We start from the raw sequence: 24144 nt of genomic DNA on the forward strand, positions 1-24144 counted from the left end.
TGCGGCGGGCAGCGGCACAGGCCGCGCCCCGAAAAGCCCCCGGTCTCAGGTGGCCCGGTAGGCGTGAACCGTTTCGACCAGGGTCGCCACACGATCGGGATCGATGCCCGGGTGGATGCCGTGCCCCAGGTTGAATACGTGGCCCGTCGACCGGTCGAAGCCGTCGAGCACGCGCCGCGCCTCGGTCCGCACGACTTCGTCGCTGGCATACAGCACCGCCGGATCGAGGTTGCCCTGCAGCGCCACCCGGTCACCGACGCGGGCCGCCGCCTCACCGAGCTCGATCGTCCAGTCGAGCCCAAGGGCGTCGGCACCGGCATCCGCCTGCCATTCCAGCCAGGCGCCTCCGCCCTTGGTGAACAGCACCACCGGCACCCGCCGGCCGTCGTGCTCGCGGTCGAGTTCCGCCACGATGCGCTGCATGTAGGCGAGTGAGAATTCCCGGTACAGCCGCGGTGTCAGCGAGCCGCCCCAGGTGTCGAAGATCATCACCGCCTGCGCCCCAGCGCGGATCTGTGCATTCAGGTAGGTCGTAACGGCCGTCGCGACCTTCTGCAGCAAGGCATGCATCGCCTGGGGCTCGCCATAAAGCAGACGCTTGGTTTCCGGGAAATCGCGCGAGCCCGCGCCCTCGACCATGTAGGTCGCGAGAGTCCAGGGGCTTCCGGAAAAGCCGATCAGCGGCACGCTGCCGTCGAGCTCGCGCCGGATCAGTCGGACCGCGTCCATCACGTAGCGCAGTTCCTGCTCCGGGTCGGGGATCGGCAGGCGCTCGATCGCGGCCAGCGAGCGCACCGGATCCCGGAAGCAGGGCCCTTCGCCGGACTCGAAGTACAGCCCCAGTCCCATTGCGTCGGGCACCGTCAGAATGTCCGAGAACAGGATCGCCGCATCCAGCGGGAAACGCCGCAGCGGTTGCAGCGTTACCTCGCAGGCCAGTTCCGGGGTCTTGCAGAGATCCAGAAAGCTGCCGGCCTTCGACCGGGTGGCGCGGTATTCCGGAAGGTAGCGCCCGGCCTGCCGCATGATCCAGATCGGGGTACGGTCCACGGGCTCCCGGAGCAGGGCGCGGAGGAGTCGGTCGTTGGCCAGCGGCGTTGTCATCGGTTCATCTTCCGGTTGTTGCTGTGATTAGCGTAAAAGTCACGGCCTGTCTCGTGTCCCGGGCAACCCGTAGGGCGGAAAAGCGCAGCGTCATCCGCCGCTCGGCGTTCGCGCCTCCCCGGCGCCTGCGGCAACCCGGGCGCCGGATGGCGGATGACGGCCTTCGGCCTCTTCCGCCCTACGCGTCTTTCATCATCGGGGGTGGCCGCTGGCGATGACAGTTAGCGTGAAAGTCACGGCCTGTCTCGTGTCCCGGGCGACCCGTAGGGCGGAATAGCGCAGCGTCATCCGCCACATGGCGTTCTCGCCTCCCCGGCGCCTGAGGCAACCCCCGACGCCGGACGGCGGATGACGGCCTTCGGCCTTTTCCGCCCGACGCATCTTTCATCCTCAGGGGCGGCCACACGGGTCATGGCAGTTCGCGTGAAATCCAGCCACGGAAGAACACGGAAATCACGGAAGATGAACCGGGTCAAAGCCAGCTGATCCGCCCGGCCTGTCCGGGTCAACCGCCGCCGCGCTGGGCCAGGGCGGTCTGGACCTGGCGGCTGACTTCGGCCAGATCGGCTCGGCCGAGCAGTTGCGGTTTCAGCTCCGCCATCACCCGCCCCATGTCCTTGACCCCCGACGCCCCGGTTGCGGCGATGGCCGCGTCGATCCTCGCGGCCACCTCGGCGGGGGACAGCGGTTCGGGCAAAAACTCGCGGAGCACGGCCGTTTCCGCCTCTTCGCGCTGCGCGAGATCCTCGCGCGCGCCCCGGCGGTATTGCTCGATCGAGTCGCGGCGCTGCTTCAGCATGCGGTTCAGGATCGCGAGCACCGCCGGATCATCCGGTTCGCGGCGCTCATCGACCTCGAATTGCTTGATCTCGGACTGGATCAGCCGCAGGGTCGCGAGTCGCTCCCGGTTGCGGGCGCGCATCGCGGTCTTGACCGCTTCCGCGATCCGGGTCTTCAGCTGCATCGGAGGGGTGCCTGGAACGGGTTCAGTACATCCGCACGCGGCGGGTCACGTCCCGGGAGTTGCGCTTGAGCTGGCGCTTGACGGCCGCCGCGGCCTTGCGCTTGCGCTCGGCGGTCGGCTTCTCGTAGAACTCGCGGCGACGGACCTCGGACACCACACCCGCCTTCTCGCAGGTGCGCTTGAAGCGCCGCAGTGCAACTTCGAAAGGCTCGTTTTCGCGTACTCGAACGTGGGGCATACATTCTCCATTCTGGACAGTGGACGTCGAACCCGGGCGCACGCGCATGCCGCGCGCCAAACGGAACCCGCTATGGTAGTCCATCACAGTCCAAAGCAAAAGCCCGACCGCATCCGGCCGCGGCTTACGGCGCGCGCGCCGGTCACGGTATGATGCCGGCATGAGAACGCTCGAAGTCGAACTGGGCCCGCGCAGCTATCCGATCCACATCGGCTCCGGCCTGCTCGCGCGCCCGGACCTGCTGGCGCCCCACCTGCGCGGCCAGCGCCTGGTCGTGGTCACCAACGAGACCGTCGCCCCGCTGCACGGCGATCGCCTGCGGGCACTGCTCGAGGGCCAGGACGTCACCTGGATCGAACTCCCCGATGGCGAGGCGCACAAGACGCTGGCCACGGTCGAGGCGATCCTGACCCGCATGCTCGAGGCCCGGCTGGACCGCGGGAGCACACTGATTGCGTTCGGCGGCGGGGTGGTCGGCGACATCGCCGGGTTCGCCGCGGCGATCTACCAGCGCGGCATCGACTTCATCCAGGTGCCGACGACGCTGCTGTCGCAGGTCGATTCCTCGGTCGGCGGCAAGACCGGCGTGAACCATCCGCTGGGCAAGAACATGATCGGCGCCTTCCACCAGCCGCGCGCGGTGATCATCGACACCGAAAGCCTGGCCACGCTGCCACTGCGCGAACTGCGCGCCGGGGTGGCCGAGATCATCAAGTACGGGCTGATCCAGGATGCCGATTTCTTCGCCTGGCTGGAGCAGCACATCGAGGCGCTGCTGGCGCTGGATCCGCAGGTGACGACGGAAGCAATCTACCGGTCCTGTGCGTGCAAGGCCGAAGTGGTCGCGGCCGACGAGCGCGAGTCCGGCCGGCGCGCGCTGCTGAATCTTGGCCACACCTTCGGGCATGCGATCGAGGCCGGGATGGGCTATGGCGAGTGGCTGCACGGGGAGGCGGTCGGCACCGGCATGGCGATGGCGGCGCGGATGTCCGAACAAATGGGCTGGCTGCAGCCGGCGGAACGCGAACGTGCCGAGAAATTGATCGAGCGTGCGGGGCTGGCGCTGTCGCCACCGCCCGAACTCACCGCGGAACGCTTCCGCGAGCTGATGGCGATCGACAAGAAGGTGATGGATGGCCAGCTGCGTCTGGTGCTGCTGCGCGCAATCGGATCCGCGGTGGTCACCGGCGATTTCCCGCCCGACGCGCTCGACGCCACCCTGCCCGGATCCGAGGTCCGCGACCGCGGTGTCGGCTGATCCTGGAACACCGACGCCCTACGGGCCCCGGCTCGCAGCCTATGCCGCAAGGTCGGAACGATCGCGCGGGCGGCTGCACCCGGAGCCGCCCCCTGCCTTCCGCAGCGAGTTCCAGCGCGACCGCGACCGCATCGTGCATTCCACTGCGTTCCGGCGGCTGAAGTACAAGACCCAGGTCTTCGTCAGCCACGAGGGTGACCTGTTCCGCAACCGCCTGACGCACTCGCTCGAAGTCGCGCAGATCGCGCGTTCGAGCGCGCGGGCACTGGGCCTGAACGAGGATCTCACCGAGGCGATCGCGCTGTCCCACGATCTCGGGCACACCCCGTTCGGACACGCCGGGCAGCACGCATTGAATCAGTGCATGCGCGACCGCGGCGGGTTCGAGCACAATCTGCAGTCGCTGCGCATCGTCGATCTGCTGGAACAGCGCTACGCGGGGTTCGACGGGCTGAACCTGACGTTCGAGACGCGCGAAGGCATTCTGAAGCACTGCTCGCAGGAAAACGCCCGGCGCCTCGGTCCGGTTTCGGAGCGCTTCCTGAGCGGCGGCCAGCCGAGCCTGGAAGCCCAGCTGACGAACGTTGCCGACGAGGTCGCCTACAACAATCACGACATCGACGACGGCCTGCGTGCAGGCCTGCTGACGATGGACCAGCTGCGCGCGGTCGAACTGTTCCGGGAGCGCCACGATCAGGTGCGCGCGCTGTACCCCGATCTCGACGACCGGCGCGTTCAGCACGAAACGGTCCGGCGCATGATCGATGCGCTGGTGTCCGACCTGATCGTGACCAGCCAGGCGGCGATCCGCGACGCCGGGATGAACGACCCGGAGGCCGTGCGCCGCATGCCGGAGCCGCTGATCCGCTTCAGCCCCGAGATGGCGCAACAGAACCGTGAACTGAAGCGCTTTTTGCGGCAAAACCTGTACCATCATCACCGAGTCCACCGGATGACCGTGAAGGCCCGACGCATCGTGCATGACCTGTTCAGCGCATTCATGGAAGACCGCCAGCTATTGCCGGAGCATTTCCAGGCTCATGCGAAACGGCTGTCGGCCAGCGACGAACATGGTCTCGCCCGAGGCATCGCGGACTACATCGCGGGCATGACCGACCGCCACGCGATCCGCGAGCATCACCGGATCTTCGACCTGCGCACCCTCAGCTGAGTCCGCGACCATGGCCCTGCACCCCGACTGTCTCGCCGAACTGGGGCTCGAGCACGCCCCTTTCGACACCCTGCCGAACGAGGAATTCGTCTACAGCGACGTGCTCCTCGAGGAGATGATCGCGACCGCCAGCGACGCGCTCGCGTCACCGGGCGCGATCCTGCTGCTGACCGGCCCGGGCGGGTCCGGCCGGAGCATGCAGCTGATGCGCCTGCTCGGGGTGCTGCCCGACAACTTCGAGCTGATCGCGTTCCGCGCGCGCGCGAACACCAAGTTCGAGGCGGTCGACTTCACCATCCGCAACCACCTGCGTGCCGCGGGGCACGACGATCCCGACCGGGCACTGACCGACCTGCTGGCCGAGCGGATCCGCGAGGGTTCGGATCCGGTGATCGCCGTCGACGACGCCCACCTGCTGGGTACCGACATCGTCGACCAGCTGCTGCGCATGCGCAGCGAGATCCTGATCGCCCGAGGCCGCGGGCCGCGCCTGATCCTGACCGGCGATCCGGTGCTGCTACGCCGTCGTCTGCACCTGCGGCCGGTCGACGAGGACCAGGTCGCGCGCATCAGCCTGCGCCCGTTCAGTCTCGAACAGACGGGCGCTTATCTGCGCCACCGGCTGCGCGCCGCCGGACGGCAGGATCCCGACACGCTGCTGAGCGACGACGACATCGCCGATCTGCAGGCCCGGAGCCGGGGTCTGCCGGGAGCGCTGAACACGCACGCCAACGAATGGCTGGAGCGCTACTGCCTGCAACGCGACGGCCGGTCCGCCCCGACCCTGGCCGCCCCGATCGCGCCTTCCCAGGCGCAGCCCGAAATGGAAGCGGCCGCCTTCACCCCAGCCGATCCGGCCGCTGATGCCGATGCACCGGCGAGGGCCGAACCCCAGCTGCCCGACCCCGGAACTGACACAGCGCCGGCCGACACACTTACGGCATCGGGATTGCCGGCCGATGACCGGGCTCCTGCCGATGCGGCCGCGCAGCCACATGCCCGGGGCCTGGCCGCAGACCGGGACGACGAGCCCGAGGCCGACCCGCTCGTGCACGGGCAGCCGGAGCCCGGCGTGCCGCCGCGCAGCGACGAGACAACCGCATCCACCCCCACTGCGCACGGATACCCGGAACCCGAGCTGCCGCCGGATACCCGCGAGGAAACCGGATCCGGCCCTCTGGCGCAGGGGCACTCCGACCAGTCCGAGCTGGCGCCGCGCGCCGACGGCGAGACCGACCCCGCTACCCCGCTGCGCGCGGACGTTGGTCGGGATCCGCGGCCCCACCGGCGCGAGCCGGAGCGAGGTCGCCGCGATGCCGACGTTCCGTTCTGGAACCGTAGCTGGTTCGTTCCCGCAGTGGCGCTGGCCGTGGCGATCCTGATCCTGGCGCCGTTCGCGCGCCACATCTTCGACAGCCCGGCGCCCCCGGACGGCAGCACGGTGGAACTGCCGCTGCCGGTAACGCCGCGGGAAGCCATTCCTGAACCCGACGACACCATCGGTGACCAGGCGCTGGCCCCCGGCGTGATCGATGTCCCGCTGGACGACCGCCCAAGCACTGCCCTCCCCTCCCCGGAGGCCGAGCCTCCGGTTGCAGCGGCACCCGCCGAACCATCGGTGCCGGAACCCGCCCCTGCACCGGAACCCGCCCCTGCACCGGAACCCGCCCCTGCACCGGAACCCGCCCCTGCACCGGAACCCGCCCCTGCACCGGAACCCGCCCCTGCACCGGAACCCAGCCCCGCACCGGAACCCGAGGCGGCACCAGCGCCGCCCAGTCCGCCGCCCGCGGATCCCCGCACCGACCTGGCCGGCGACCGCGAATGGCTCGATCGCCAGAACCGCTCCAATGTCACCATCCAGCTGGTCGCGGCGTCGGATCTCGCGGCAGCCCGGAGCTACGTGGCCAGACACGAGCTCTCCGGGATCCGCTACATCGAGACCCGTTCCGGCGGTCGCAACTTCGTGGTCGCATTGGCCGGAAGCTTCGCGGATCGGGCTGCGGCCGAGGACGCGCTAAGCAACCTGCCCGCGGCCGTGCGCGCGGATCAGCCCTGGATCCGTTCGCTGGGCTCGGTGCAGGACAGCCAGCGCTAACTTCTATGGCCTATGTGGCCACCCCCGATGATGAAAGAGGCGTAGGGCGGAAGAGGCCGAAGGCCGTCATCCGCCAGCTGGCGTCCGGATTGCCGCGGGCGCCTGGGCACTGCGAACGCCGTACGGCGGATGACGCTGCGCTCTTCCGCCCTACGGGTTGCCCGGGACACGAGACAGGCCGTGACTTTCACGCTAACGACGCAGGTAAAACCGGGACCGGGAGCCCGCGACGACGCGGGCAGCGGCTCAGACCAGGTTCGTTCCGCTGCCGAGTCGGGGCAGAAACACCGGGTAGCCGTCGATCTCGCCCCGGGTCAGCGGCTGGTTGTAGAGTTTCTCGAGCGCCTCCGGCACCAGCATCCCGGCGGTCGGACCCCAGCAGGCCTGGCCGTCGGGATACTGCAGCAGCAGGTGGCTGCAGTAACGCACCGCCAGATTCACATCGTGCAGCGTGAGCACGATGCCGCGGCGCTGCCGCTGCTTTTCGCGGATCAGATCCAGCACCGCGATCTGGTGGTGCAGGTCCAGGTGGTTGGTCGGTTCGTCCAGCAGCCACACCGCCGGATCCTGCGCGAGTACCGTCGCGATCGCCAGCCGCTGGCGTTCGCCTCCGGAGAGCGTTGCCACCGCCCGCTGTTCCATACCGGCGAGACCGACCCGGGCCAGCGCCTGGCGCGCCAGTTCCACATCCCGCGGCGACTCCACCTCCCAGCGCGAAAGATAGGGATGCCGTCCCATCAGCGTCAGTTCCAGCACGGTGGCGGGAAACTCGTCCTGGCGCTGCTGGAACACCAGTCCAAGCCGGCGCGCCACCAGACGGCGGGGCAGTTGGCCGATGCTCTGGCCGAACAGCTGCACCTCGCCGGCCCGCGGCGCCTTCAACCCGGCCAGCGTGTGCAGCAGCGTGGTCTTGCCCGTGCCGTTCGGACCCAGGATGGCCCAGCATTCGCCCGGGAACACGTTCCAATCCTGCGGCGACGAATCGGCCCGGCCCGGGATGTCGACCACCAGATCGCGCAGGCTCAGGCAGGCCGACCCGGTCATGGACGCTGGGCCCGGTGCAGTAGATACAGGAACATCGGCGCACCGATCAGCGCCAACACGGAGCCGGCCGGCAGCTGCTGCGGCGCGATCACCACGCGCGCGATCAGGTCGGCGAGCAACACCAGGCTGCCGCCGAGCAGTACCGCGGCCGGCAGCGCCGCCCGATGGTCGGTGCCCACGATCAGCCGCGCCAGGTGGGGCGCCAGCAGGCCCACGAAGCCGATGGTACCGGCCGTGATCACCGCCAACGCGGTCGCCACCGCCGCGCCCAGATAGGCCAGATAGCGCAGGCTGCCGACGCTGACCCCCAGCGAGGCGGCTGCCAGTTCACCGCGGGTCAGGATGTTCAAGTCGCGGGCCAGCGGCAGGGTCAGCAGGGCCAGCACGGCCAGCCCGACCAGCGCGATCCAGGGCCCCGGAGCGGCAGAGAGGTCCCCCATCAGCCAGAAGAGCATTCCGCGCAGGGCCCTGTCCGGCGCGATTGCCAGCAGCAGAGTGACGACAGCACCCAGCGCCGAAGCCAGCACCACGCCCGTCAGCAGCAGGCGGTGGCCCGTCCAGGCGTGCTCGCCGCGCGCCAGGCCGAGCACCAGGGCCAATGCGGCAAAGGCACCGACCGCCGCGCCCAGGTGCTGGGCCAGCAGTGGCCCGCCCAGCAGGATCGCCAGCAGGGCCCCGACCGCGGCCCCGCCCGAAATACCGAGAATGAACGGGTCGGCCAGCGGGTTGCGGGTCAGCACCTGGACCAGGGCACCGGCCAGTCCCAGCAGCCCGCCAGCGGCCAGCGCCGCCAATGCCCGCGGCAGGCGCAGTTCCACCAGGATCACGCGCTCCACTGCCGCGTCGGGACCCAGCGGCCAGACCCAGCCGGAACTCCCCCACACCAGGTTGATCGCCAGCAGACACGCGGCGATCGAGGCCAGAAGCACCACGCCGAACAGGCGCTGCCGCACGGTGTTCACGGTTGCCGTTCCCGCACCTGGTCGGCCATCTCGCACAGGGCCTGCAGGCCGTCGACCAGCCGCGGACCCGCGCGCATCAGCACGTCTGCGGGCAGCACGAGCAGGCCGTCGAACCGGGCAGCGGGGAGGTCCTGCCAGCGACGCCAGCGATCAAGGTCGCGGGCCGGGGGTGAGGTGATGATCAGGTCCGGTGCGGCACGAACGACGGCCTCTTCGCTCCAGGTCGGGGTATCGCCCAGTCCGTCGGTGACGATATTGTCGATGCCGCAGCGATCCATCGCCTCGCTGATGTAATGCCGGGGGCCGACCGTCACCAGCGGGCTCGGCCAGATCTCGAAAAACCCCTTCAGACGCGGCGGATCCCGGTAGCGGGCGGTCCAATACTCCAGCCGTGACACGAAATCGTCGGCTGCGGCGTCGGCCTGCGACTCCCCGCCGGTCAGGCGGCCCAACTGGCGCAGGGTCTTCGGCACGTCCTGGAAGCTGCGGCCGGGGGTCGAAAAAACCGTCAGGCCCAGGCGCTCCAGCCGTTCGAGATCGGCCGGTAGATTGCCATCGGCCCAGGCCACGACCAGATCCGGCTGCAGGCGGACGATGCGTTCCAGGTCCAGCCCCCGGTAGCCGCCGATCTCGGGGATCTCCCGGGCAGCCTCGGGATAGTCGCTATAGGCCACGGCGCCGACGACCCGCTCGCCGGCACCGACCGCGAACAGCATCTCGGTAAGATGCGGCGCGAGACTCACGATCCGCTGCGCCGGAGCGGGCAGACAGAGCCGGTCACCGTCGACCCCGGTGGCACAGTGATCGGCCGCTGGCGCGGCCGGGCTCGCCAGCAGCACCAGCAGAGCGACGAGCAGTGAGCCGGCGGTCCTCACCACAATGCCCCCACGACGAGAATCAGCAACAGGGCCACCTCGGTCAGTTCCACGCCAGCGCCCAGACCGTCCCCGGTCATGCCGCCGACGCGGTGGCGCAGGAAAGCCGCCCAGGCCAACATGACCCCGGGCGCGAGCAGCAGCCAGGGGGACAGCCACCACGACAGGGGCGCCAGCAGAATCAGCCAGGCCAGCATCGGCAGCCGCCGCGAGCGCCACGCGAAGCGCTCGCCCATGCCGGCGGCCAGCGGCGGCACCGTGGCCACCCAGTACAACGTGCCCAGCCGCGCCCAGGCGGGTACCAGCAGCAGCGCCAGCCATTGGCCTTCGCGCAGCAGCAGCATCAGCAGCACCAGTTTGCCGGCCAGCAGCAGCGTCACCGCGACCGCCCCCAGGCTGCCGATATGTGGGTCGCGCATCGCCTCCAGCTGACGCTCCGGACGACCGTGGGCGGCGCCGAGTCCATCGGTCACGTCGGCCAGGCCGTCCAGGTGCAGCGCGCCGGTGATCCAGACGCCCAGCGTCAGCACGGCCAGCGCGCCCAGCCAGGGATCGAGCATGCTGCCCGCGAACCCCGCCGCCGCCATCAGCGCGCCGATGACGAGCCCCACCAGCGGGAACCAGTGGGTGCTCGCGAGCAGTTCGGCTTCGGATACGTTCCGGAGCCGGGGGGCCGGCAGCCGGGTCAGGAACTGGCTCGCCAATACCAGGCGGCGGGCCTCGCGGACCAGAGGGTTCATCGCCGCGCTCGCCGGCCGCGGTGCGCCGATTGCGCCCGACGCACGCCGATAGCCCAGCGCTCGACCGCGCGCAGACGCGGGAGACACACGGCGGATATCAGGGCCATGCGCGGCTTGCAACCGGCCCCGAACGGCGGTTCCGAGCCGAAGCACCCCGCCCGTTCTGCACCCCGGACCATCGTTCAATGCCCCTTCCCGCAATCGAACTGCGTCAGGCGTGCCCCGACTTCATCGAGCACGAAATCGATTCTCGCCGCCGGGTGCAGTTCCAGCCGCCACAGGGACTCGCAGGGCAGGCCCAGCAGGTGCTGGAACAACAGGCGCATCGGTCCGCCATGGGTGATGATCAGCAGGTCGGCATCACGCGGCCGGCGCTCCCAGGCGGCGAGCACGCGGCGGCGCAGGTCCGCCAGCCCTTCGCCGCCGGGCGGGGCGTGGGTCTCGGGATCGCGCCAGAAGGCCTCCAACGCCTCGGGTGCCTGCGCGAGAATCTCGGCTGCGGTCCGGCCTTCCCAGTCTCCGAAATCCATCTCCCGCCACGCCGGTTCGACGGTCAGCGGCCAACCGTGCCGCTCCGCGAGGGCCTCGGCGAAAAGCCGGCAGCGCGACAGGGGTGAACTGACGACGCGCTGGACCTGCAGCCCCCGGGTGGCCTGCCACATCGCCGCCCGGCCGGCCGCGGCAAGGGGCACATCGAGCCGCCCGGCATAGACCCCGGGGCGTGCGGTCGCGCCATGGCGGAGCAGGGTCACATTCATCTGCCGCTGGCCACGCCGGCTTCGTCGAAGGTTGCCATGTCCCGATGCAGGGCACAGGCCAGTTGGATCAGGGGAATCGCGGCGGCCGCGCCGGAGCCCTCGCCCAGGCGCATGCCGAGGTCCAGCAGCGGGCGGCCACCGAGGGCAGCGAGCACATCGCGATGGGCGGGTTCGGCGGACCGGTGACCCAGCAGCCAGCACTGGCTGGCACCGGGGGAAACGCGTTCGGCGATCAGCGCGGCGACGCTGCTGATCAGGCCGTCGATCACCGCCGGCATGCGCCGTTCCGCGCAGGCGAGATAGGCACCGGTCATCGCCGCGATCTCGAATCCACCCAGGTGACGCAGGATTTCCCGGGGATCGGTCAGCGCGTCGCGGTGCCGGAACAGCGCACGCCGGATCACCTCGGCCTTGTGTGCCACGCCGGGTGCGTCCAGGCCGGTGCCGGGGCCGGTCAGCGCCTCGGGGGGCTGGTCGAGCAGGGCGCAGGCCAGGGCGGTGGCCGCCGTGGTATTGCCGATGCCCATTTCACCGGCCACGAACAGGTCCGCCCCGGCCTCCCGGGCACGGTGGACCGCGCGCCCGCCGCTGGCCAGCGCCTGGCCCAGCTGGGTTGCGGTCATCGCCGGATCCCGGGTGAAGTTGGCGGTTCCGGGGCCGGCCCGCTCGCGGCGCACGCCAAGGTACTCGCCGTCGGGCAGCAGGCTGCCGACATCGACCACTTCCAGCCGGGATCCGGTCTGCTCGGCCAGTACCGAGATGGCCGCGCCACCCTGCGCGAAATTGACGATCATCTGGCCCGTCACTGCCTGCGGGAATGCGGAGACGCCTTCTGCCACCACCCCGTGGTCGCCAGCGAATACCGTGATCCAGGGACGGTGGATCTCAGGGCATTCACGGCCCTGGATGCCGGCCAGCCGGATCGCGATCTGCTCGAGCTCACCCAGCGCGCCGCGCGGCTTGGTCAGGCGGCACTGGCGCTGGCGCGCGGCTTCCAGGGCCTCGAGGTCTTTGCCGGCGGGTTTCATGAGCCCGCCCCCTGGCCCTTGAGCGTCAGCGGCAAGCCGGCGGCGACGAACAACACTTCGTCGCAGCGGGCCGCCAGCGCCTGGTTGAGACGCCCGGCCTGGTCGCGAAACTGCCGGGCAAGCCGATTCTCGGGCACGATTCCCAGGCCGACTTCGTTGGCGACGAACACGATCCGGCCGGGCAGATCGGTCAGAACCGCCAGCAGCGCGCCGCGTTCGACATCGACGCGGCGCGTGTCATGATCCAGCATCAGATTGCTCAACCAGAGGGTCAGGCAGTCGATGACCAGAAGCCGATCCTCGCGCGCCTGCGCCTCGAGCGCCGCAGCCAGCGCACGCGGCGCCTCGATCGTCTGCCAGTGCCCGGGGCGGTTTGCGCGGTGGCGGGCGACGCGTTCGGCCATCTCCGGATCGTGGATCTCCGCGGTCACGATCACCGTCACCGGCAGGCCGGAGTCGGCGGCGATGCGTTCGGCCAGGGCACTCTTGCCGCTGCGGGCACCGCCCAGTACCAGGGTTCTCATCGGACCTCCAGTAGCGAAAGGATTGTCGACATGTCCAGGTGGGCCTCGGCCATATCGGCCAGCCGCTCCAGATCGCGCTCGCGCACCGCGCGGATATCCGGCGCGCACCCGGTACCGGCGATCGGCTGCGACCGATCCGTTGGCTGCGATCGGGCCCAGTCGAGCAGTGCGACGCAGGCCTGCGGATGGTCGAACAGGCCGTGGACATAGCTGCCCAGAATCTGATCGTCGGCGCTGATCAGCCCGTCGGGCCCATGGGCCAGCTCGACCGCCGGCTGACCCGGCGCCAGCACCGTGGTGACGCCGGCATGGATCTCGTAGCCTTCCAGGGGCGCATCGCCCAGCGCGAGCCTGCCCCGAACACGGCGAAGCCGCTTTTCCGGCGTCAGCGTGGTGTCCAGCGGCAGCAGGTTCAGGCCCGGACTGAAGCCTGGAACGCCCTCGATGCCTTCGGGGTCGCGGATCGTCCGGCCCAGCATCTGATAGCCGCCACAGATGCCGATCAGCTTGCCGCCATAGCGCAGATGACGCAGCAGATCCCGGTCCCAGCGCTGTTCGCGCAACGCCGCGAGATCGGCACGAACGGCCTTGGAGCCGAGCAGGATCAGCAGGTCCGCCGGTGGCAGGGGCCTGCCCGGCCGTACCCAGACGAGTTCGACGGCCGGATGCAGGCGCAGTGGATCGAGGTCGGTATGGTTGCTGATGCGCGGCAGTACCGGCACCGCGACCCGCAGCATCGGGCCGGCGGCGGCATCGGCTGGGCTGTTCCGCGTCGGCAGGGCATCCTCGGCCTCGAGGTGGAGATCCTGCAGGTAGGGCAACACGCCCAGTACCGGCTTGCCGGTCTCGTTCTCCAGCCAGTCCAGCCCCGGTTGCAGCAACGACCGATCGCCCCGGAAGCGATTGATCACAACCCCGACGATGCGCTCCCGCTCGCTGCCGGATAGCAGCGCGAGCGTGCCCACGACGTGCGCAAAGACGCCGCCGCGGTCGATGTCTGCCAGCAGGATCACCGGGCAATCCACCGCCTCGGCAAAACCCATGTTCGCGATGTCGTGCTCGCGCAGATTGATCTCGGCAGGCGAGCCCGCGCCTTCGACGATCAGGTGATCGAACCGGCTGGTCAGGCTGGCCCAGGCGGCGAGTACCGCCTCGCGGGCCCGACGCTTGTAGTCGTGGTAGGCGACCGCATCCAGCGTGCCGATCGCCTGGCCGCGCAGGATGACCTGCGCGGCCCGGTCGGTGGTGGGCTTGAGCAGCACCGGGTTCATGTCGCTGTGCGGTTCGAGACCGCAGGCGCGGGCCTGGGCCGCCTGCGCGCGGCCGATCTCGCCGCCGTCGACGGTGACCGCGCTGTTGAGCGCCATGTTCTGGGGTTTGAACGGCGCCACCTTCAGACCGCGCCGATGCAGCGCGCGACACAGCGCGGTTACCAGCATGCTCTTGCCGGCATCCGAATGCGTGCCCTGGATCATCAGGTGGCCGCCGCTCGTTGGGCCACCCGCGGACACCGTGTTGCATTGGGCTGCACGGAACGCCGCACGCGAGCCCGCGGCACCTGCGTGGCGAGTCCCGTCATGCACGCGCGGCGACCTCGTCCAGCGCCGTCGCCAGGCGTCGCCAGCCCGCCTCGTCGGGCGGCAGCCCGAAACGCAGGCTGCATGGCGTATCGAACCGCCGGGTGAGGATCCCGCGGCAGGCCAGCGCCTCGTGCAGCGCGACCGCATGCTCATCGCAAACCCACTGAAACAGCGCGGTGCCGCCCGCCGGGGCGAGCTGGTGTTGCGCGAGAAGCCGGGCAAGGCGCGCGCCCTGCTCGGCCAGACGCCGCCGATTGCCGCGCTGCCAGGCCTCGTCGCCCAGGGCCAGGCGGGCGACATGACGGGCCGGATGGGACACGTCCCAGGGGCCCAGCAAGGCATCGAGTCGTTGCAATACAGGCTTCTCGCCCATCACGACCCCCACGCGCAGGCCGGCCAGCCCGAAGAATTTGCCCAGCGAGCGCAGTACGAACAGGCCCGGCCGGCCGGTGTCGGGCGCCAGGCTCTGGCGCGGGTCGGCGTCGATGAACGCCTCGTCCACCACCAGCCAGCCGCCGCGCTCGGCGAGTCGCGCCTGCCAGTCCAATAGGTGTTCGCGGCGGTAGGTGGTACCGGTCGGATTGTTGGGATGAATGAGCAGGAGGACATCGAGCCGGTCGAGTGCGTCGGCCGGGTTTTCCGGTGCCAGGGGCAGGATCTGGTGACCGCAGGCGCGCCAGGCATGGGCGTGCTCGGCATAGCCGGGGATCGGGATCCCGACCCGGCAGGCCGGCCGCAGCCGCGGCAGCGCCTGAATGGCCGCCTGCGAGCCGGCCACCGCCAGCAGATGTCCGGGATCGGCGCCGTAATAGCCGGCGGCGATCTCGATCAGCCCGTCCTCGTCCTCGGGCAGGCGCAACCAGCATTCCGGTGGAATCGACGGCACCGGCCAGCCGTTGGGATTGATGCCGGTGGACAGATCCAGCCAGTGTTCCGATGCCAGGCGGTACCGGATCGCGGCCTCGCGCAGTCTGCCGCCGTGGTGGAGACGCGTGGCCTCAGGCATTCCCGACATGACCGCCCACCTCGACCAGCAGGGTCGCGAACGTCAGTGCCGCCAGCCACAGCAGCAGGGAGCGTCGGACCAGCCCGAGCGCCCGTTCGATGTCGGGTCCGGCGGGCCGGCGGCCCTCGCCGAGATCGGCACGCCGCTGCCATTGCCCCTGGTAGCGCGCGAGTCCGCCGAGCTGCAGGCCCAACGCCCCTGCCCCGGCGGCCATCACCGGGCCGGCATTCGGGCTTTTCCACCGCCCACCCTGAGTTCGCCAGCAGCGCAGGGCCTGGCGGGTATTTCCGACCAGGGCATAGCTCAGGGCCGTCAGGCGGGCCGGCAGATAACCCAGGAGATCGTCGAGGCGGGCGGCGATCCGTCCGAAGTCGCGGTAGCGGGAGGTGCGATAGCCCCAGAGCGCATCCAGCGTATTGCCCAGCCGGAACAGCACCGCGCCGGCGGGCCCCAGCAGCACGAACCAGAACAAGGCGCCGAAGACCGCATCGTGGCCGTTTTCCAGCACCGATTCGATGGTGGCAGGCGCCGGGTCGATCGCCTCGAGGTCACGGCTGACCAGCATGCCGGCCTGTTGACGGGCGGCGGCTGCGTCGCCGTGGGCCAGGGCCTCGGCCACCGGCCGGGCATGCTCGGCCAAGCTGCGGTGACCCAGTGCCAGGTACAGCACCAGGATGCCGAACAGTGGCCCGATGATGGGCAGGCCGGCCAGCCAGAAGGTCAGGGCCGTCGCCGGCACGACCAGCAGCACCACCGCCAGCCCGCCCCGGGCCTGCCGGAACCGTCGGGATGCCCGGGGGCGGTTCAATCGGGCTTCGAACCAGTCGGCGAGCCGGCCGAATCCGACCAGCGGATGGAACCGCCCCGGCTCGCCCCACCGGCCATCGAGCAGCACCGCCGAGACAGTCGAAAGCCAGAGCAGCAGCATGGATCAGAGATCGACGCCCGGCTGCGCCTTGACCCCGGCGCGAAAGGCATGTTTGACATCGCGCATCTCGGTGACGGTATCGGCCAGTTCGATCAGCGCGTCGGAAGCGCCACGGCCGGTCACCACCACGTGCTGCATCGGCGGACGCCGGCGGATGGCCTCGAGCACCTTGCCGCTGTCCAGGTAGCGATAGCTCAGCAGGTAGGTCAGCTCGTCCAGCACCACCAGTTGACAACCGGAGTCGGACAACATGGCCTCGGCCACTGCCCAGCCGCGCTCGGCGGTGGCGATATCCTGGCTGCGGTCCTGGGTGTCCCAGGTGAAACCGTCACCGAGCACATGCCAGTCGACGCCCGGATCACGGTTGAAATAGGCCTCTTCGCCGGTATCCCGGCGGCTTTTCAGGAACTGGCAGACACCGACCTTCAGGCCATGGCCCAGGGCGCGGGCCACCATGCCGAAGGCGGAGCTGGACTTGCCCTTGCCGTTTCCGGTGAGCACGAGCAGCAGGCCGCGCTCGTCGGTAGCCTTGCGGATCTGCTCGTCGATCACGGTCTTCTTGCGCTCCATGCGCTGGCGATGACGCTGATCGCGGTCGTCTTGGGTCATGGTGGTCGATCCTGTGCCGATGTGGTGCCGCGATCCATCTCTCGCGGCTGCGGTTTCTAGCGCGGGCGACGCAACTGTGACAATCCCACGATGATGGCCGGCGCGGTCTCGCGCAAACCCGATCCGGGCCGAGGACAGTGCCGGCCCGGAAATCCGGCCCGCTACTGCTGGAAGTGGACCGACAGGTAGGCCGCCCGGCCAGGCTGGTTGAAACCGGCTGCGGTCTGGTAGTCCTTGTCCGTGATGTTGTCGAGCGTCGCGCGCAGCGACCATTGCGGGGCCAGCTGCCAGGACGCGCGCAGGTTCAGCAGAGCGTGCCCGGCCAGGCGTTCGGCATTCCCCATCCAGTCGTAGTCGAAGCTGCGCCCGCGCGCGAGCACGGTGCCGCCGACGCTGAAATCGCCGATTTGGCGGTCGAGATCCAGACGCAGGCTCGCGCGTGGTCGGCGCGCCAGCTCGTTGCCGGTATCGCGGTCCTCGGCATCGAGAAGCGTCAGCGCCGCCGCACCATGCCAGTCGGCCAGATGCCAACCGGTTTCCAGTTCCAGCCCCCGGATGCGGGCCTCATCGATGTTGACCGGCGGCCAGCCGCTAATCAGCTTGCGCACATCGGTCTGGAACAAGGCTGCATCCCAGTACAGCGCCTGGTGCACATAGCGCAGCCCGGCCTCGAAGGTCTCGGACTTTTCCGGATCGAGATCGGGATTGCCGTCACCGGGCCAGTACAGCTCGTTGAACGTGGGCGCCTTGAAAGCCGTGCCGTAGGAGGCCCGGCTTTGCAGGTTTTCGGTCAGCCTGAACCCCCAGGCCACCTGGCCGGTGGTGTTGCCGCCGTAGGCCTCGTTGTCGTCGTGGCGCAGGCTGCCCTGCAGATCGTGCCGTCCCAGTTCTGCCTGCAGGACCTGGTAAACCGCCCGGTTATAGCGGCGGGTCTCGTCGAAATCGACGCTGCTCTCGACGCGATCCTGCTGCCAGTCCAGCCCGACGGTCCACAGCAGCGATTCCCCGAGCATCAGGTCGTTGCGCCAGTCGGCCATGTCGCGGCGGGTGTCGAACCGCGAGGAGAATTGCCCCTGCCCGAAATTATCGTGCTCGTCGCGGCTCTGGCCGATCGTCAATTCGCTGTGCCAGGTCTCGGTCAGATCGCCGCGTACGCCGGCGCGCAGCGCCTGATGCACGAAATCGGTTTCGTCCTCGAAGCCATCGAATTCCGTGCGCCCCTGCGAACGCAGCAGGTTGCCGAACAGTTCCAGTCCGTTATCGAACCGGTGGCTCAGCTGGCTGGCCACCGAGGTGTTGCGAAAGCCGTCCCGGTCGTCGTCGCCGACCTCGTCGCGCACGTTGATGCCATCGGTGGCCTGATGGGTGGCCGACAAAGAGTAACGCGTGTGCGCATCACCGCCCTGTACCCCGGCACCGGCTTCGCGGGTGTTGAACGAGCCGATGCGGCTGTAGGCGTTGAAGCGCGGCGGGCCCTCCGCGCCCTTGCGGGTGAACACTTGGATCACGCCGCCGATCGCATCGGCGCCATAGACGCTGGCGCGGGGGCCGCGCACGATCTCGATGCGCTCGATCTCCGAAGGCGAAAGGAACTGCCAGGACGCGCCCCCCACCGTGGCCGCCCCCATACGCACGCCGTCGACCAGCAGCAGCGTGTGGTCGGAATTGGTTCCGCGCAGGAACACGCCCGTCGTCTTGCCGAACGGGCCGGTGTCCGCCACGCTGATGCCGGCGCGATTGCGCAGCAGGTCGGCGAACTGCGCCGGCTGCAGGCGCTCGATCTCCTCACGCTCGATCACGGTGACTGCCGACAGCGATTCATCCACGGTCTGCGCAGTGCGAGTGGCCGTCACGATGATCGGTTCGAGTTCGGTGGCCAGCACCGCGGGGACAGAAGAAACGAAGGTCACGCCGGCCAGCACGGTGGCGACCGGAAATCTGCGGATTTTCATGATTATGGCTCCTGCGCGCCGCCCGCACGCATTCGGTGAAAGGGTGAATGTCGTTCGGGCCGGTATCCGGGCTCGCGCCATTGCCTGAAACTCCAGGCCGTCCCGCATCGCCTTCCCATCCCCGAAGAGGACAGTGGCTGTGTGATGCGGGAGCCAGACGCTTACCGTTGCGGGGGCAGCACAGGCCTTCGGAACGCGTGTGGCTCCGGCACCTGTTTCCCGTTTAACCCCGATTCGCTCACCGGGGCACCCGAAACGTGTTTGCTGCCACCCGTGCGCCGGACGCAGCGGCGGCAGGGGTAGCAGCGCGGCGGAGTATAGGGGCGCGGCTGTTGCCGGCGCAACGCCGACGGCCCGTGGCGGAGCGTCCCCCTCCGGCAGCACCGGCTGCGGCGAGCGAGGCGCGCCGCCGGACTCGTGCGCGGGTCGCGCCGCAGCGCTGCCGGGCCGACCAAGGCGATGCCCGATGCCGGCCCGGCCAGGGCCGGAGCGCGAATCTGCGCCGACACAAGCCACCCGGCGGGGGATTGACCGTGCGATCATGGAAGGAGCTGACCGCCCCCGTTTGGACCGTACCGACGACCTCGATCGCCATGGCAGGACTGATTCCACAGGCATTCATCGACGACCTGCTCGAACGCACCGACGTGGTCGAACTGATCCAGCGCTACGTACCGCTGAAGAAGGCAGGCAGCGAGTTCGCTGCCTGCTGCCCGTTTCACAGCGAGAAGACGCCTTCGTTTTATGTGTCTCCGCGCAAGCAGTTCTATCACTGCTTTGGCTGCGGGGCCCACGGCACCGCGATCAGCTTCCTGATGGAACACGAGAACCTCAGCTTTCCCGAAGCGGTCGGTCAGCTCGCCGAATGGGCCGGCCTGGAGGTCCCGCGCGAGGCGGATCCGGCGGGACGCGACCCCACCGGCCACCTGCTGGATGCACTGGAGGCAGCCGCAACGTTCTACCGCGAACAGCTGAAAGGCAACCGCGCAGCGATCGACTATCTGGAGGGTCGTGGCATCGACGGCGCAACCGCGCGGGATTACGCGCTCGGCTGGGCACCGGACGGGAACAGCCTTGCCCAAGCCCTGCGCGGGCGCTTCGACACCGACACCCTGGTGGCCGCCGGCCTGGTCTTGCGCCGCGACGATGGCCGCCTGCGCGACCGCTTCCGGGCACGGATCATGTTCCCGATCCGGGACCGCCGCGGCCGGGTGACCGGCTTCGGCGCGCGGCTGATCGCTGCGGGGGAGCCGAAATACCTGAACAGCCCGGAATCGGCGGTCTTTCACAAGGGGCATACCGTCTACGGACTGTTCGAGGCCCGCAAGGCCGAGACTCGGCTGTCCGAACTGGTCGTGACCGAGGGTTACATGGACGTGGTCGGCCTGGCCCGCGCTGGCTTCCGGCGAGCCGTGGCCTGCATGGGGACAGCCCTGACCCGCGACCACTTGGACCTGCTGTTCCGGCAGGTACCGCGGCTGGTTCTGTGTTTCGACGGCGACGCCGCCGGGCGGCGCGCGGCCTGGCGTTCCATCGAGCAGGCGTTGCCCGTGATCCAGGGCCTGCGCGAGATCCGCGTGCTGTTTCTGCCCGAAGGCGATGACCCGGACAGCCTGGTCCGCCGCGAGGGCCTGCGTAGCTGGCAACAGCGCCTCGACGCCGCGGGGATGCTGTCGGAGACCTTCCTGCAGTTGCTGTCGGAACGCCACCCGCTGGCGACCGCCGAGGGCCGCAGCCAGTGCGCGCACGCCGGTGTCGCGCTGATCCGCACGGTGAAGGATCCACTCTTCCAGGGCCAACTGCTCGAACTCCTGGCCGAACGGACCCAGACCGCCCGCGACCAGATCGAGTCGATGCTGGCTGCCGACCCCGAAGGTGGCGGGAACCGACTCTCGTCCGATCCTGCCAGGCAACGTCCGGCCCGCCGGGCAGAGCCTCAACCCGTGCCGGGATCCGGGCACTTGTGGGCAGCGTTGCTGGCCCGGATCCTGCAGCTGCCGCAACAGGGCTGGGACACGCCGGAAATCCTGCGTCTGGCCGATACCGGAACGCGAGCCGCAGGAATCCTCGGGACCATGATCGACCGAATCGGCGAGACCCCGAACGTTTCCACCGCCCGGCTGCTCGAACAATTTCGGGACGAGACGTTTTTTCCGCGCCTGGCGGTGCTCGCAGGCATGCCCCTGGACGGCGAGGAACCGGAACTTTCCCGCCGAATTGCGCTCGACAGCGCAGAACGGCTGTTCGAGGAGCATTGCCGGGCGCGCATACGGGCGCTCGCGACGACCGGGCGCGCGCTGGAATCGCAGGAACTCGACGAGCTGCGGCGTCTTCAGCAGTGGCTGGTGCAGCGGAGCAGCGCCGACCGGCCCGACTGAGGAATGCAGCCAGGGGAACAAGCTTGAAATGCCGAGCGTCTCCCCCACTATCGGGATGTGGGTGCGTTGAAGCGGAAAGCGCGCGCGACGCGCTTCGGACCCTTTCTCGGCTGGCCGTACCGGGCCGGAGCGCGGCCAATGGAGCAACGACCGGTGGCGCAGGACCGTTTCGCAGTGGCATTGGCGGCAGGGTGCAACAGCCCGAGTCTTGTCATACCACATGATGCAGCAACTGCAAAATCAGTATTCTCTGCTATACTGTCTTATTCGGTTTTGGACGATTTACCTCGGAGCACAGACGCGATGAATCGGGAAGAGCAGCAGTCACAGCTCAAAGAGCTCATTGCCAGAGGCAAGGAGCAGGGCTACCTGACGTACACCGAGGTGAACGACCACCTTCCGGACTCGATCATCGACTCCGATCAGATCGAAGACATCATCGCGATGATCAACGACATGGGCATCGCGGTGCACGAACAGGCCCCCGACGCGGACACGCTGCTGCTCTCCGATGGCAGCGTTTCCTCGGACGACGATGCCGAGGACGCGGTGGCGGCACTCGCAGCCGTGGACAGCGATTTCGGTCGCACCACAGACCCGGTGCGCATGTACATGCGCGAAATGGGGACGGTGGAACTGCTGACCCGCGAGGGCGAGATCCGCATTGCCAAGCGCATCGAAGAGGGCCTGATGCAGGTTCTGTTCGCGCTCGCGCATCATCCGAGCGCGATCAGCCAGCTGCTCGAGCAATACCAGCGCCTGGTCGAGAACAACACCCGCCTGACCGATCTGGTGGTGTCGTTCATCAACCCGGAAGCCGGAGACGGAGAGGCAGTCGCACGCGGATTGGCCGAACCGGGCGCGGCGACGGAGGCCCCGCCCTCCGCCTCCGCAGATACCAGCGACGAAGACTCCGACGACACCGACGACGACTCCGACGAGGAAGTCGAGGACACCGGGCCGGACCCCGAAGAGGCGCGCGTGCGCTTCGCGCGGCTGGCGGAACTGCACAACGCCGCTCAGGAGGCATGCCAGCGCAAGGACTACGACGCCTACACCCGGGCACGCGAGGAAACCGCGCGCTACTTCATGGAGTTCAAGCTGGTACCGCGGGTGGTCGACGAACTGACGTCGAACCTGCACGCGACCATTGGCAAGATCCGGCGCTACGAGCGGCAGATCATGCAGCTGGTCGTGGCGCAGGCACGCATGCCGCGCAAGGTGTTCCTCGACTCGTTCCCGAAGAACGAAACCAATCTCGACTGGATCGCGCAGGCGCAGAAGGCCAAGGGCAAGTACACCGAACAGCTGGCCGAGGTGGCCGACGAAGTCGTGCGCCTGCAGAAAAAACTGCTGGAGATCGAGAAGCGGGCGAACCTCAGCATCGCCGAGATCAAGGACATCAACCGGCGGATGTCGATCGGCGAGGCGAAGGCCCGGCGCGCGAAGAAGGAAATGGTCGAGGCCAACCTGCGCCTGGTGATCTCGATCGCGAAGAAATACACCAACCGCGGCCTGCAGTTCCTGGACCTGATCCAGGAGGGCAACATCGGCCTGATGAAGGCAGTGGACAAGTTCGAATACCGGCGCGGCTACAAGTTCTCGACCTACGCGACCTGGTGGATCCGGCAGGCGATCACCCGCTCGATCGCCGATCAGGCGCGCACGATCCGCATCCCGGTGCATATGATCGAGACCATCAACAAGCTGAACCGGGTCTCGCGGCAGATGCTGCAGGAGATGGGGCGCGAAGCGACGCCCGAGGAACTCGCCGAGCGCATGGAGATGCCCGAGGACAAGATCCGCAAGGTGATGAAAATCTCCAAGGAGCCGATCTCGATGGAGACGCCGATCGGCGACGACGAGGACTCGCATCTCGGCGACTTCATCGAGGACGAGAAGGTGATGACGCCGGTCGAATCGGCGGCCCGAGCCAAGCTCTCCGAAGCCACACGCGAGATCCTGGCCACGCTGACCCCGCGCGAAGCCAAGGTGCTGCGCATGCGCTTCGGCATCGACATGAACACCGACCACACCCTCGAGGAAGTCGGCAAGCAGTTCGACGTGACCCGCGAGCGCATCCGCCAGATCGAGGCGAAGGCCCTGCGCAAGCTGCGCCACCCGACCCGCGCGGAGCTGCTCCGCTCCTATATGGACATCGAGTAAACCGCAGCGGCCCCGGTGGTCACAACCACCGGGGCCGCATCGCGTTCCGGGCCTGTAGCTCAATGGTTAGAGCAGGAGACTCATAATCTCTTGGTTGCAGGTTCGAGTCCTGCCGGGCCCACCAATCATTTCAATTGCTTACGTTTCCATCCGGAACCTCCATCCAGATACCGGAGTTCCCGTGTAAGCACCATGTAAGCACTTTCGGGAAGTCCGCGGCTCTGGCGGTGGCACCACCAAACCCACCCACGAAAAACCCCGGCACAGCGGCCGGGGTCGGTAGGCTCGGCGGGATCAGCGGCAGCCGGTCAGCCCGGGTCGCGGCGCCTGCGTGAAAGCTCCTGCACTTCCAGGCTCAGGGATTCCAGCTCATCGCGCAGGTGCCAGTAGAGCGCGCAGGCGTCCGAGGTTTCGCCATCGTCGCGCCCGGGGCTATGGGCGGTCGCACGGGCCAGGGTGCCGACGATCCCGGTCAGTGCTGTGATGCGACCCATGGCCTGGTGATACGTCCGCTCGAACTCGTCCGTGCCGGTGGGCACCGCTTCCAGGCGCGGGGCGTTCATGCGGCACCCCGCAGGGTCCGGATGGCCTGGTAGAGTTCGTCGGCGCGGATGCGCTGCTCGGTGGCTGCTTGAACGTCCAGGTCGTCGACCGCGGCATAGAATCGGTCGCGGACCTCGTAGACGCGAGCCCAGAGGGCGCTGATCGGGTCGATCCGCGGGATTGGGGTATGCTCGCTCGTGCTCATGTCGGCTTCCTCC

General features: G+C 68.8%; 24 protein-coding genes, 1 tRNA gene, 1 pseudogene and 1 riboswitch. Of the genes and pseudogenes, 8 read left to right on the forward strand and 18 right to left on the reverse strand.

Annotated features, from left to right (window positions below; genetic code table 11):
• Positions 1–45 precede the first annotated feature (45 nt).
• Entirely contained in the window at positions 46–1104 is a 1059-nt protein-coding gene (gene hemE, locus THITH_RS14460) for a uroporphyrinogen decarboxylase (protein WP_006747103.1), read from the reverse strand.
• A gap of 23 nt (positions 1105–1127) precedes the next feature.
• Between hemE and THITH_RS19415 the strand changes: the two genes are divergently transcribed.
• Both THITH_RS19415 and THITH_RS19420 read left to right on the forward strand, forming a co-directional pair.
• Positions 1128–1322, forward strand: a complete 195-nt coding sequence (locus THITH_RS19415) for a hypothetical protein (protein WP_084222678.1) — start codon at positions 1128–1130, stop codon at positions 1320–1322.
• Positions 1319–1523, forward strand: a pseudogene (locus tag THITH_RS19420) (hypothetical protein); the annotation flags it as partial. The gene THITH_RS19415 and the pseudogene THITH_RS19420, both read left to right, overlap by 4 nt.
• Positions 1524–1609: 86 nt before the next feature.
• Here the strand turns inward: THITH_RS19420 and THITH_RS14465 are convergent.
• Complete coding sequence (locus THITH_RS14465; RefSeq protein WP_006747101.1) at positions 1610–2068, reverse strand: GatB/YqeY domain-containing protein; 459 nt, start codon at positions 2066–2068, stop codon at positions 1610–1612.
• A 22-nt stretch (positions 2069–2090) separates the two neighbouring features.
• Positions 2091–2306 carry a 30S ribosomal protein S21 gene (rpsU, locus tag THITH_RS14470; RefSeq protein WP_006747100.1) on the reverse strand — a complete coding sequence of 72 codons (216 nt, stop codon included), beginning with the start codon at positions 2304–2306 and terminating at the stop codon, positions 2091–2093.
• A gap of 160 nt (positions 2307–2466) precedes the next feature.
• Here rpsU and aroB point away from each other — a divergent pair, with 160 nt between their 5' ends.
• From aroB to THITH_RS14485, 3 genes are read left to right on the forward strand one after another with little or no spacing between them, the layout of a single operon-like run.
• Entirely contained in the window at positions 2467–3564 is a 1098-nt protein-coding gene (gene aroB / locus THITH_RS14475) for a 3-dehydroquinate synthase (RefSeq protein ID WP_006747099.1), read from the forward strand.
• On the forward strand, positions 3554–4735 hold the full coding sequence (locus tag THITH_RS14480; RefSeq protein WP_006747098.1) for a deoxyguanosinetriphosphate triphosphohydrolase: 1182 nt from the start codon (positions 3554–3556) through the stop codon (positions 4733–4735). Before aroB ends, THITH_RS14480 begins: the two co-directional genes overlap by 11 nt.
• Before the next feature lie 10 nt (positions 4736–4745).
• The gene (locus tag THITH_RS14485; RefSeq protein WP_006747097.1) at positions 4746–6833 is read left to right on the forward strand and encodes an SPOR domain-containing protein; all 2088 of its coding nucleotides are present in this window, start codon (positions 4746–4748) and stop codon (positions 6831–6833) included.
• Here THITH_RS14485 and THITH_RS19425 read toward each other — a convergent pair.
• The 13 genes from THITH_RS19425 to THITH_RS14545 all read right to left on the reverse strand — a co-directional run bounded on the left by THITH_RS19425 (position 6830) and on the right by THITH_RS14545 (position 18839).
• Positions 6830–7075: a hypothetical protein gene (locus tag THITH_RS19425; protein ID WP_084222679.1), complete on the reverse strand. Its 246-nt coding sequence runs from the start codon at positions 7073–7075 to the stop codon at positions 6830–6832. The genes THITH_RS14485 and THITH_RS19425 overlap by 4 nt on opposite strands.
• 4 nt (positions 7076–7079) lie before the next feature.
• Complete coding sequence (locus THITH_RS14490) at positions 7080–7877, reverse strand: ABC transporter ATP-binding protein (RefSeq protein WP_006747096.1); 798 nt, start codon at positions 7875–7877, stop codon at positions 7080–7082.
• Positions 7874–8839 (reverse strand): FecCD family ABC transporter permease, encoded by a 966-nt coding sequence (locus THITH_RS14495; RefSeq protein WP_006747095.1) that lies wholly within the window; start codon positions 8837–8839, stop codon positions 7874–7876. Before THITH_RS14495 ends, THITH_RS14490 begins: the two co-directional genes overlap by 4 nt.
• Complete coding sequence (locus THITH_RS14500; protein ID WP_006747094.1) at positions 8836–9714, reverse strand: cobalamin-binding protein; 879 nt, start codon at positions 9712–9714, stop codon at positions 8836–8838. Before THITH_RS14500 ends, THITH_RS14495 begins: the two co-directional genes overlap by 4 nt.
• The gene (cobS, locus tag THITH_RS14505) at positions 9711–10454 is read right to left on the reverse strand and encodes an adenosylcobinamide-GDP ribazoletransferase (protein ID WP_006747093.1); all 744 of its coding nucleotides are present in this window, start codon (positions 10452–10454) and stop codon (positions 9711–9713) included. Before cobS ends, THITH_RS14500 begins: the two co-directional genes overlap by 4 nt.
• Before the next feature lie 182 nt (positions 10455–10636).
• Positions 10637–11212 (reverse strand): alpha-ribazole phosphatase family protein, encoded by a 576-nt coding sequence (gene cobC, locus THITH_RS14510; protein ID WP_006747092.1) that lies wholly within the window; start codon positions 11210–11212, stop codon positions 10637–10639.
• On the reverse strand, positions 11209–12240 hold the full coding sequence (gene cobT / locus THITH_RS14515) for a nicotinate-nucleotide--dimethylbenzimidazole phosphoribosyltransferase (RefSeq protein ID WP_006747091.1): 1032 nt from the start codon (positions 12238–12240) through the stop codon (positions 11209–11211). The genes cobC and cobT overlap by 4 nt, the downstream gene beginning before the upstream one ends.
• Complete coding sequence (cobU, locus tag THITH_RS14520) at positions 12237–12764, reverse strand: bifunctional adenosylcobinamide kinase/adenosylcobinamide-phosphate guanylyltransferase (protein ID WP_006747090.1); 528 nt, start codon at positions 12762–12764, stop codon at positions 12237–12239. Before cobU ends, cobT begins: the two co-directional genes overlap by 4 nt.
• Positions 12761–14239 (reverse strand): cobyric acid synthase, encoded by a 1479-nt coding sequence (locus THITH_RS14525; RefSeq protein ID WP_006747089.1) that lies wholly within the window; start codon positions 14237–14239, stop codon positions 12761–12763. Before THITH_RS14525 ends, cobU begins: the two co-directional genes overlap by 4 nt.
• A gap of 100 nt (positions 14240–14339) precedes the next feature.
• Positions 14340–15359: a threonine-phosphate decarboxylase CobD gene (cobD, locus tag THITH_RS14530; RefSeq protein WP_006747088.1), complete on the reverse strand. Its 1020-nt coding sequence runs from the start codon at positions 15357–15359 to the stop codon at positions 14340–14342.
• Entirely contained in the window at positions 15343–16278 is a 936-nt protein-coding gene (cbiB, locus tag THITH_RS14535; RefSeq protein WP_006747087.1) for an adenosylcobinamide-phosphate synthase CbiB, read from the reverse strand. The genes cobD and cbiB overlap by 17 nt, the downstream gene beginning before the upstream one ends.
• A gap of 3 nt (positions 16279–16281) precedes the next feature.
• On the reverse strand, positions 16282–16887 hold the full coding sequence (cobO, locus tag THITH_RS14540) for a cob(I)yrinic acid a,c-diamide adenosyltransferase (RefSeq protein WP_006747086.1): 606 nt from the start codon (positions 16885–16887) through the stop codon (positions 16282–16284).
• A 161-nt stretch (positions 16888–17048) separates the two neighbouring features.
• On the reverse strand, positions 17049–18839 hold the full coding sequence (locus THITH_RS14545; RefSeq protein ID WP_006747085.1) for a TonB-dependent receptor domain-containing protein: 1791 nt from the start codon (positions 18837–18839) through the stop codon (positions 17049–17051).
• 40 nt (positions 18840–18879) lie between these two features.
• A riboswitch (cobalamin riboswitch) is annotated at positions 18880–19108 on the reverse strand.
• Positions 19109–19432: 324 nt separating this feature from the next.
• Here THITH_RS14545 and dnaG point away from each other — a divergent pair.
• The 3 genes from dnaG (at position 19433) to THITH_RS14560 (ending at position 23507) form a co-directional block, all read left to right on the forward strand.
• The gene (gene dnaG / locus THITH_RS14550) at positions 19433–21217 is read left to right on the forward strand and encodes a DNA primase (RefSeq protein WP_006747084.1); all 1785 of its coding nucleotides are present in this window, start codon (positions 19433–19435) and stop codon (positions 21215–21217) included.
• Positions 21218–21520: 303 nt separating this feature from the next.
• Positions 21521–23383: an RNA polymerase sigma factor RpoD gene (gene rpoD / locus THITH_RS14555; protein ID WP_006747083.1), complete on the forward strand. Its 1863-nt coding sequence runs from the start codon at positions 21521–21523 to the stop codon at positions 23381–23383.
• Between the two features lie 48 nt (positions 23384–23431).
• Positions 23432–23507, forward strand: a tRNA-Ile gene (locus tag THITH_RS14560).
• A 184-nt stretch (positions 23508–23691) separates the two neighbouring features.
• On the opposite strand, the gene THITH_RS14565 is transcribed toward THITH_RS14560, so the two are convergent.
• Both THITH_RS14565 and THITH_RS14570 read right to left on the reverse strand, forming a co-directional pair.
• Positions 23692–23946 carry a hypothetical protein gene (locus tag THITH_RS14565; protein WP_006747082.1) on the reverse strand — a complete coding sequence of 85 codons (255 nt, stop codon included), beginning with the start codon at positions 23944–23946 and terminating at the stop codon, positions 23692–23694.
• The gene (locus tag THITH_RS14570; protein WP_006747081.1) at positions 23943–24131 is read right to left on the reverse strand and encodes a hypothetical protein; all 189 of its coding nucleotides are present in this window, start codon (positions 24129–24131) and stop codon (positions 23943–23945) included. Before THITH_RS14570 ends, THITH_RS14565 begins: the two co-directional genes overlap by 4 nt.
• Positions 24132–24144: the final 13 nt, after the last annotated feature.

It is taken from the genome of Thioalkalivibrio paradoxus ARh 1, assembly GCF_000227685.2.
GTDB classification, from domain to species: domain Bacteria; phylum Pseudomonadota; class Gammaproteobacteria; order Ectothiorhodospirales; family Ectothiorhodospiraceae; genus Thioalkalivibrio; species Thioalkalivibrio paradoxus.

What these genes read in the sequence shown, in the direction of transcription:
- cbiB (WP_006747087.1), bottom strand. Translation starts at nt 16,278, where the DNA reads ATGCTGCTGCTCTGGCTTTCGACTGTCTCGGCGGTGCTGCTCGATGGC.
- THITH_RS14485 (WP_006747097.1), top strand. Translation starts at nt 4,746, where the DNA reads ATGGCCCTGCACCCCGACTGTCTCGCCGAACTGGGGCTCGAGCACGCC.
- cobU (WP_006747090.1), bottom strand. Translation starts at nt 12,764, where the DNA reads ATGAGAACCCTGGTACTGGGCGGTGCCCGCAGCGGCAAGAGTGCCCTG.
- cobC (WP_006747092.1), bottom strand. Translation starts at nt 11,212, where the DNA reads ATGAATGTGACCCTGCTCCGCCATGGCGCGACCGCACGCCCCGGGGTC.
- cobD (WP_006747088.1), bottom strand. Translation starts at nt 15,359, where the DNA reads ATGTCGGGAATGCCTGAGGCCACGCGTCTCCACCACGGCGGCAGACTG.
- THITH_RS14465 (WP_006747101.1), bottom strand. Translation starts at nt 2,068, where the DNA reads ATGCAGCTGAAGACCCGGATCGCGGAAGCGGTCAAGACCGCGATGCGC.
- THITH_RS14565 (WP_006747082.1), bottom strand. Translation starts at nt 23,946, where the DNA reads ATGAACGCCCCGCGCCTGGAAGCGGTGCCCACCGGCACGGACGAGTTC.
- THITH_RS14545 (WP_006747085.1), bottom strand. Translation starts at nt 18,839, where the DNA reads ATGAAAATCCGCAGATTTCCGGTCGCCACCGTGCTGGCCGGCGTGACC.
- THITH_RS14570 (WP_006747081.1), bottom strand. Translation starts at nt 24,131, where the DNA reads ATGAGCACGAGCGAGCATACCCCAATCCCGCGGATCGACCCGATCAGC.
- THITH_RS14490 (WP_006747096.1), bottom strand. Translation starts at nt 7,877, where the DNA reads ATGACCGGGTCGGCCTGCCTGAGCCTGCGCGATCTGGTGGTCGACATC.
- cobO (WP_006747086.1), bottom strand. Translation starts at nt 16,887, where the DNA reads ATGACCCAAGACGACCGCGATCAGCGTCATCGCCAGCGCATGGAGCGC.
- rpoD (WP_006747083.1), top strand. Translation starts at nt 21,521, where the DNA reads ATGAATCGGGAAGAGCAGCAGTCACAGCTCAAAGAGCTCATTGCCAGA.
- cobT (WP_006747091.1), bottom strand. Translation starts at nt 12,240, where the DNA reads ATGAAACCCGCCGGCAAAGACCTCGAGGCCCTGGAAGCCGCGCGCCAG.
- dnaG (WP_006747084.1), top strand. Translation starts at nt 19,433, where the DNA reads ATGGCAGGACTGATTCCACAGGCATTCATCGACGACCTGCTCGAACGC.
- rpsU (WP_006747100.1), bottom strand. Translation starts at nt 2,306, where the DNA reads ATGCCCCACGTTCGAGTACGCGAAAACGAGCCTTTCGAAGTTGCACTG.
- THITH_RS14525 (WP_006747089.1), bottom strand. Translation starts at nt 14,239, where the DNA reads ATGATCCAGGGCACGCATTCGGATGCCGGCAAGAGCATGCTGGTAACC.
- cobS (WP_006747093.1), bottom strand. Translation starts at nt 10,454, where the DNA reads ATGAACCCTCTGGTCCGCGAGGCCCGCCGCCTGGTATTGGCGAGCCAG.
- hemE (WP_006747103.1), bottom strand. Translation starts at nt 1,104, where the DNA reads ATGACAACGCCGCTGGCCAACGACCGACTCCTCCGCGCCCTGCTCCGG.
- aroB (WP_006747099.1), top strand. Translation starts at nt 2,467, where the DNA reads ATGAGAACGCTCGAAGTCGAACTGGGCCCGCGCAGCTATCCGATCCAC.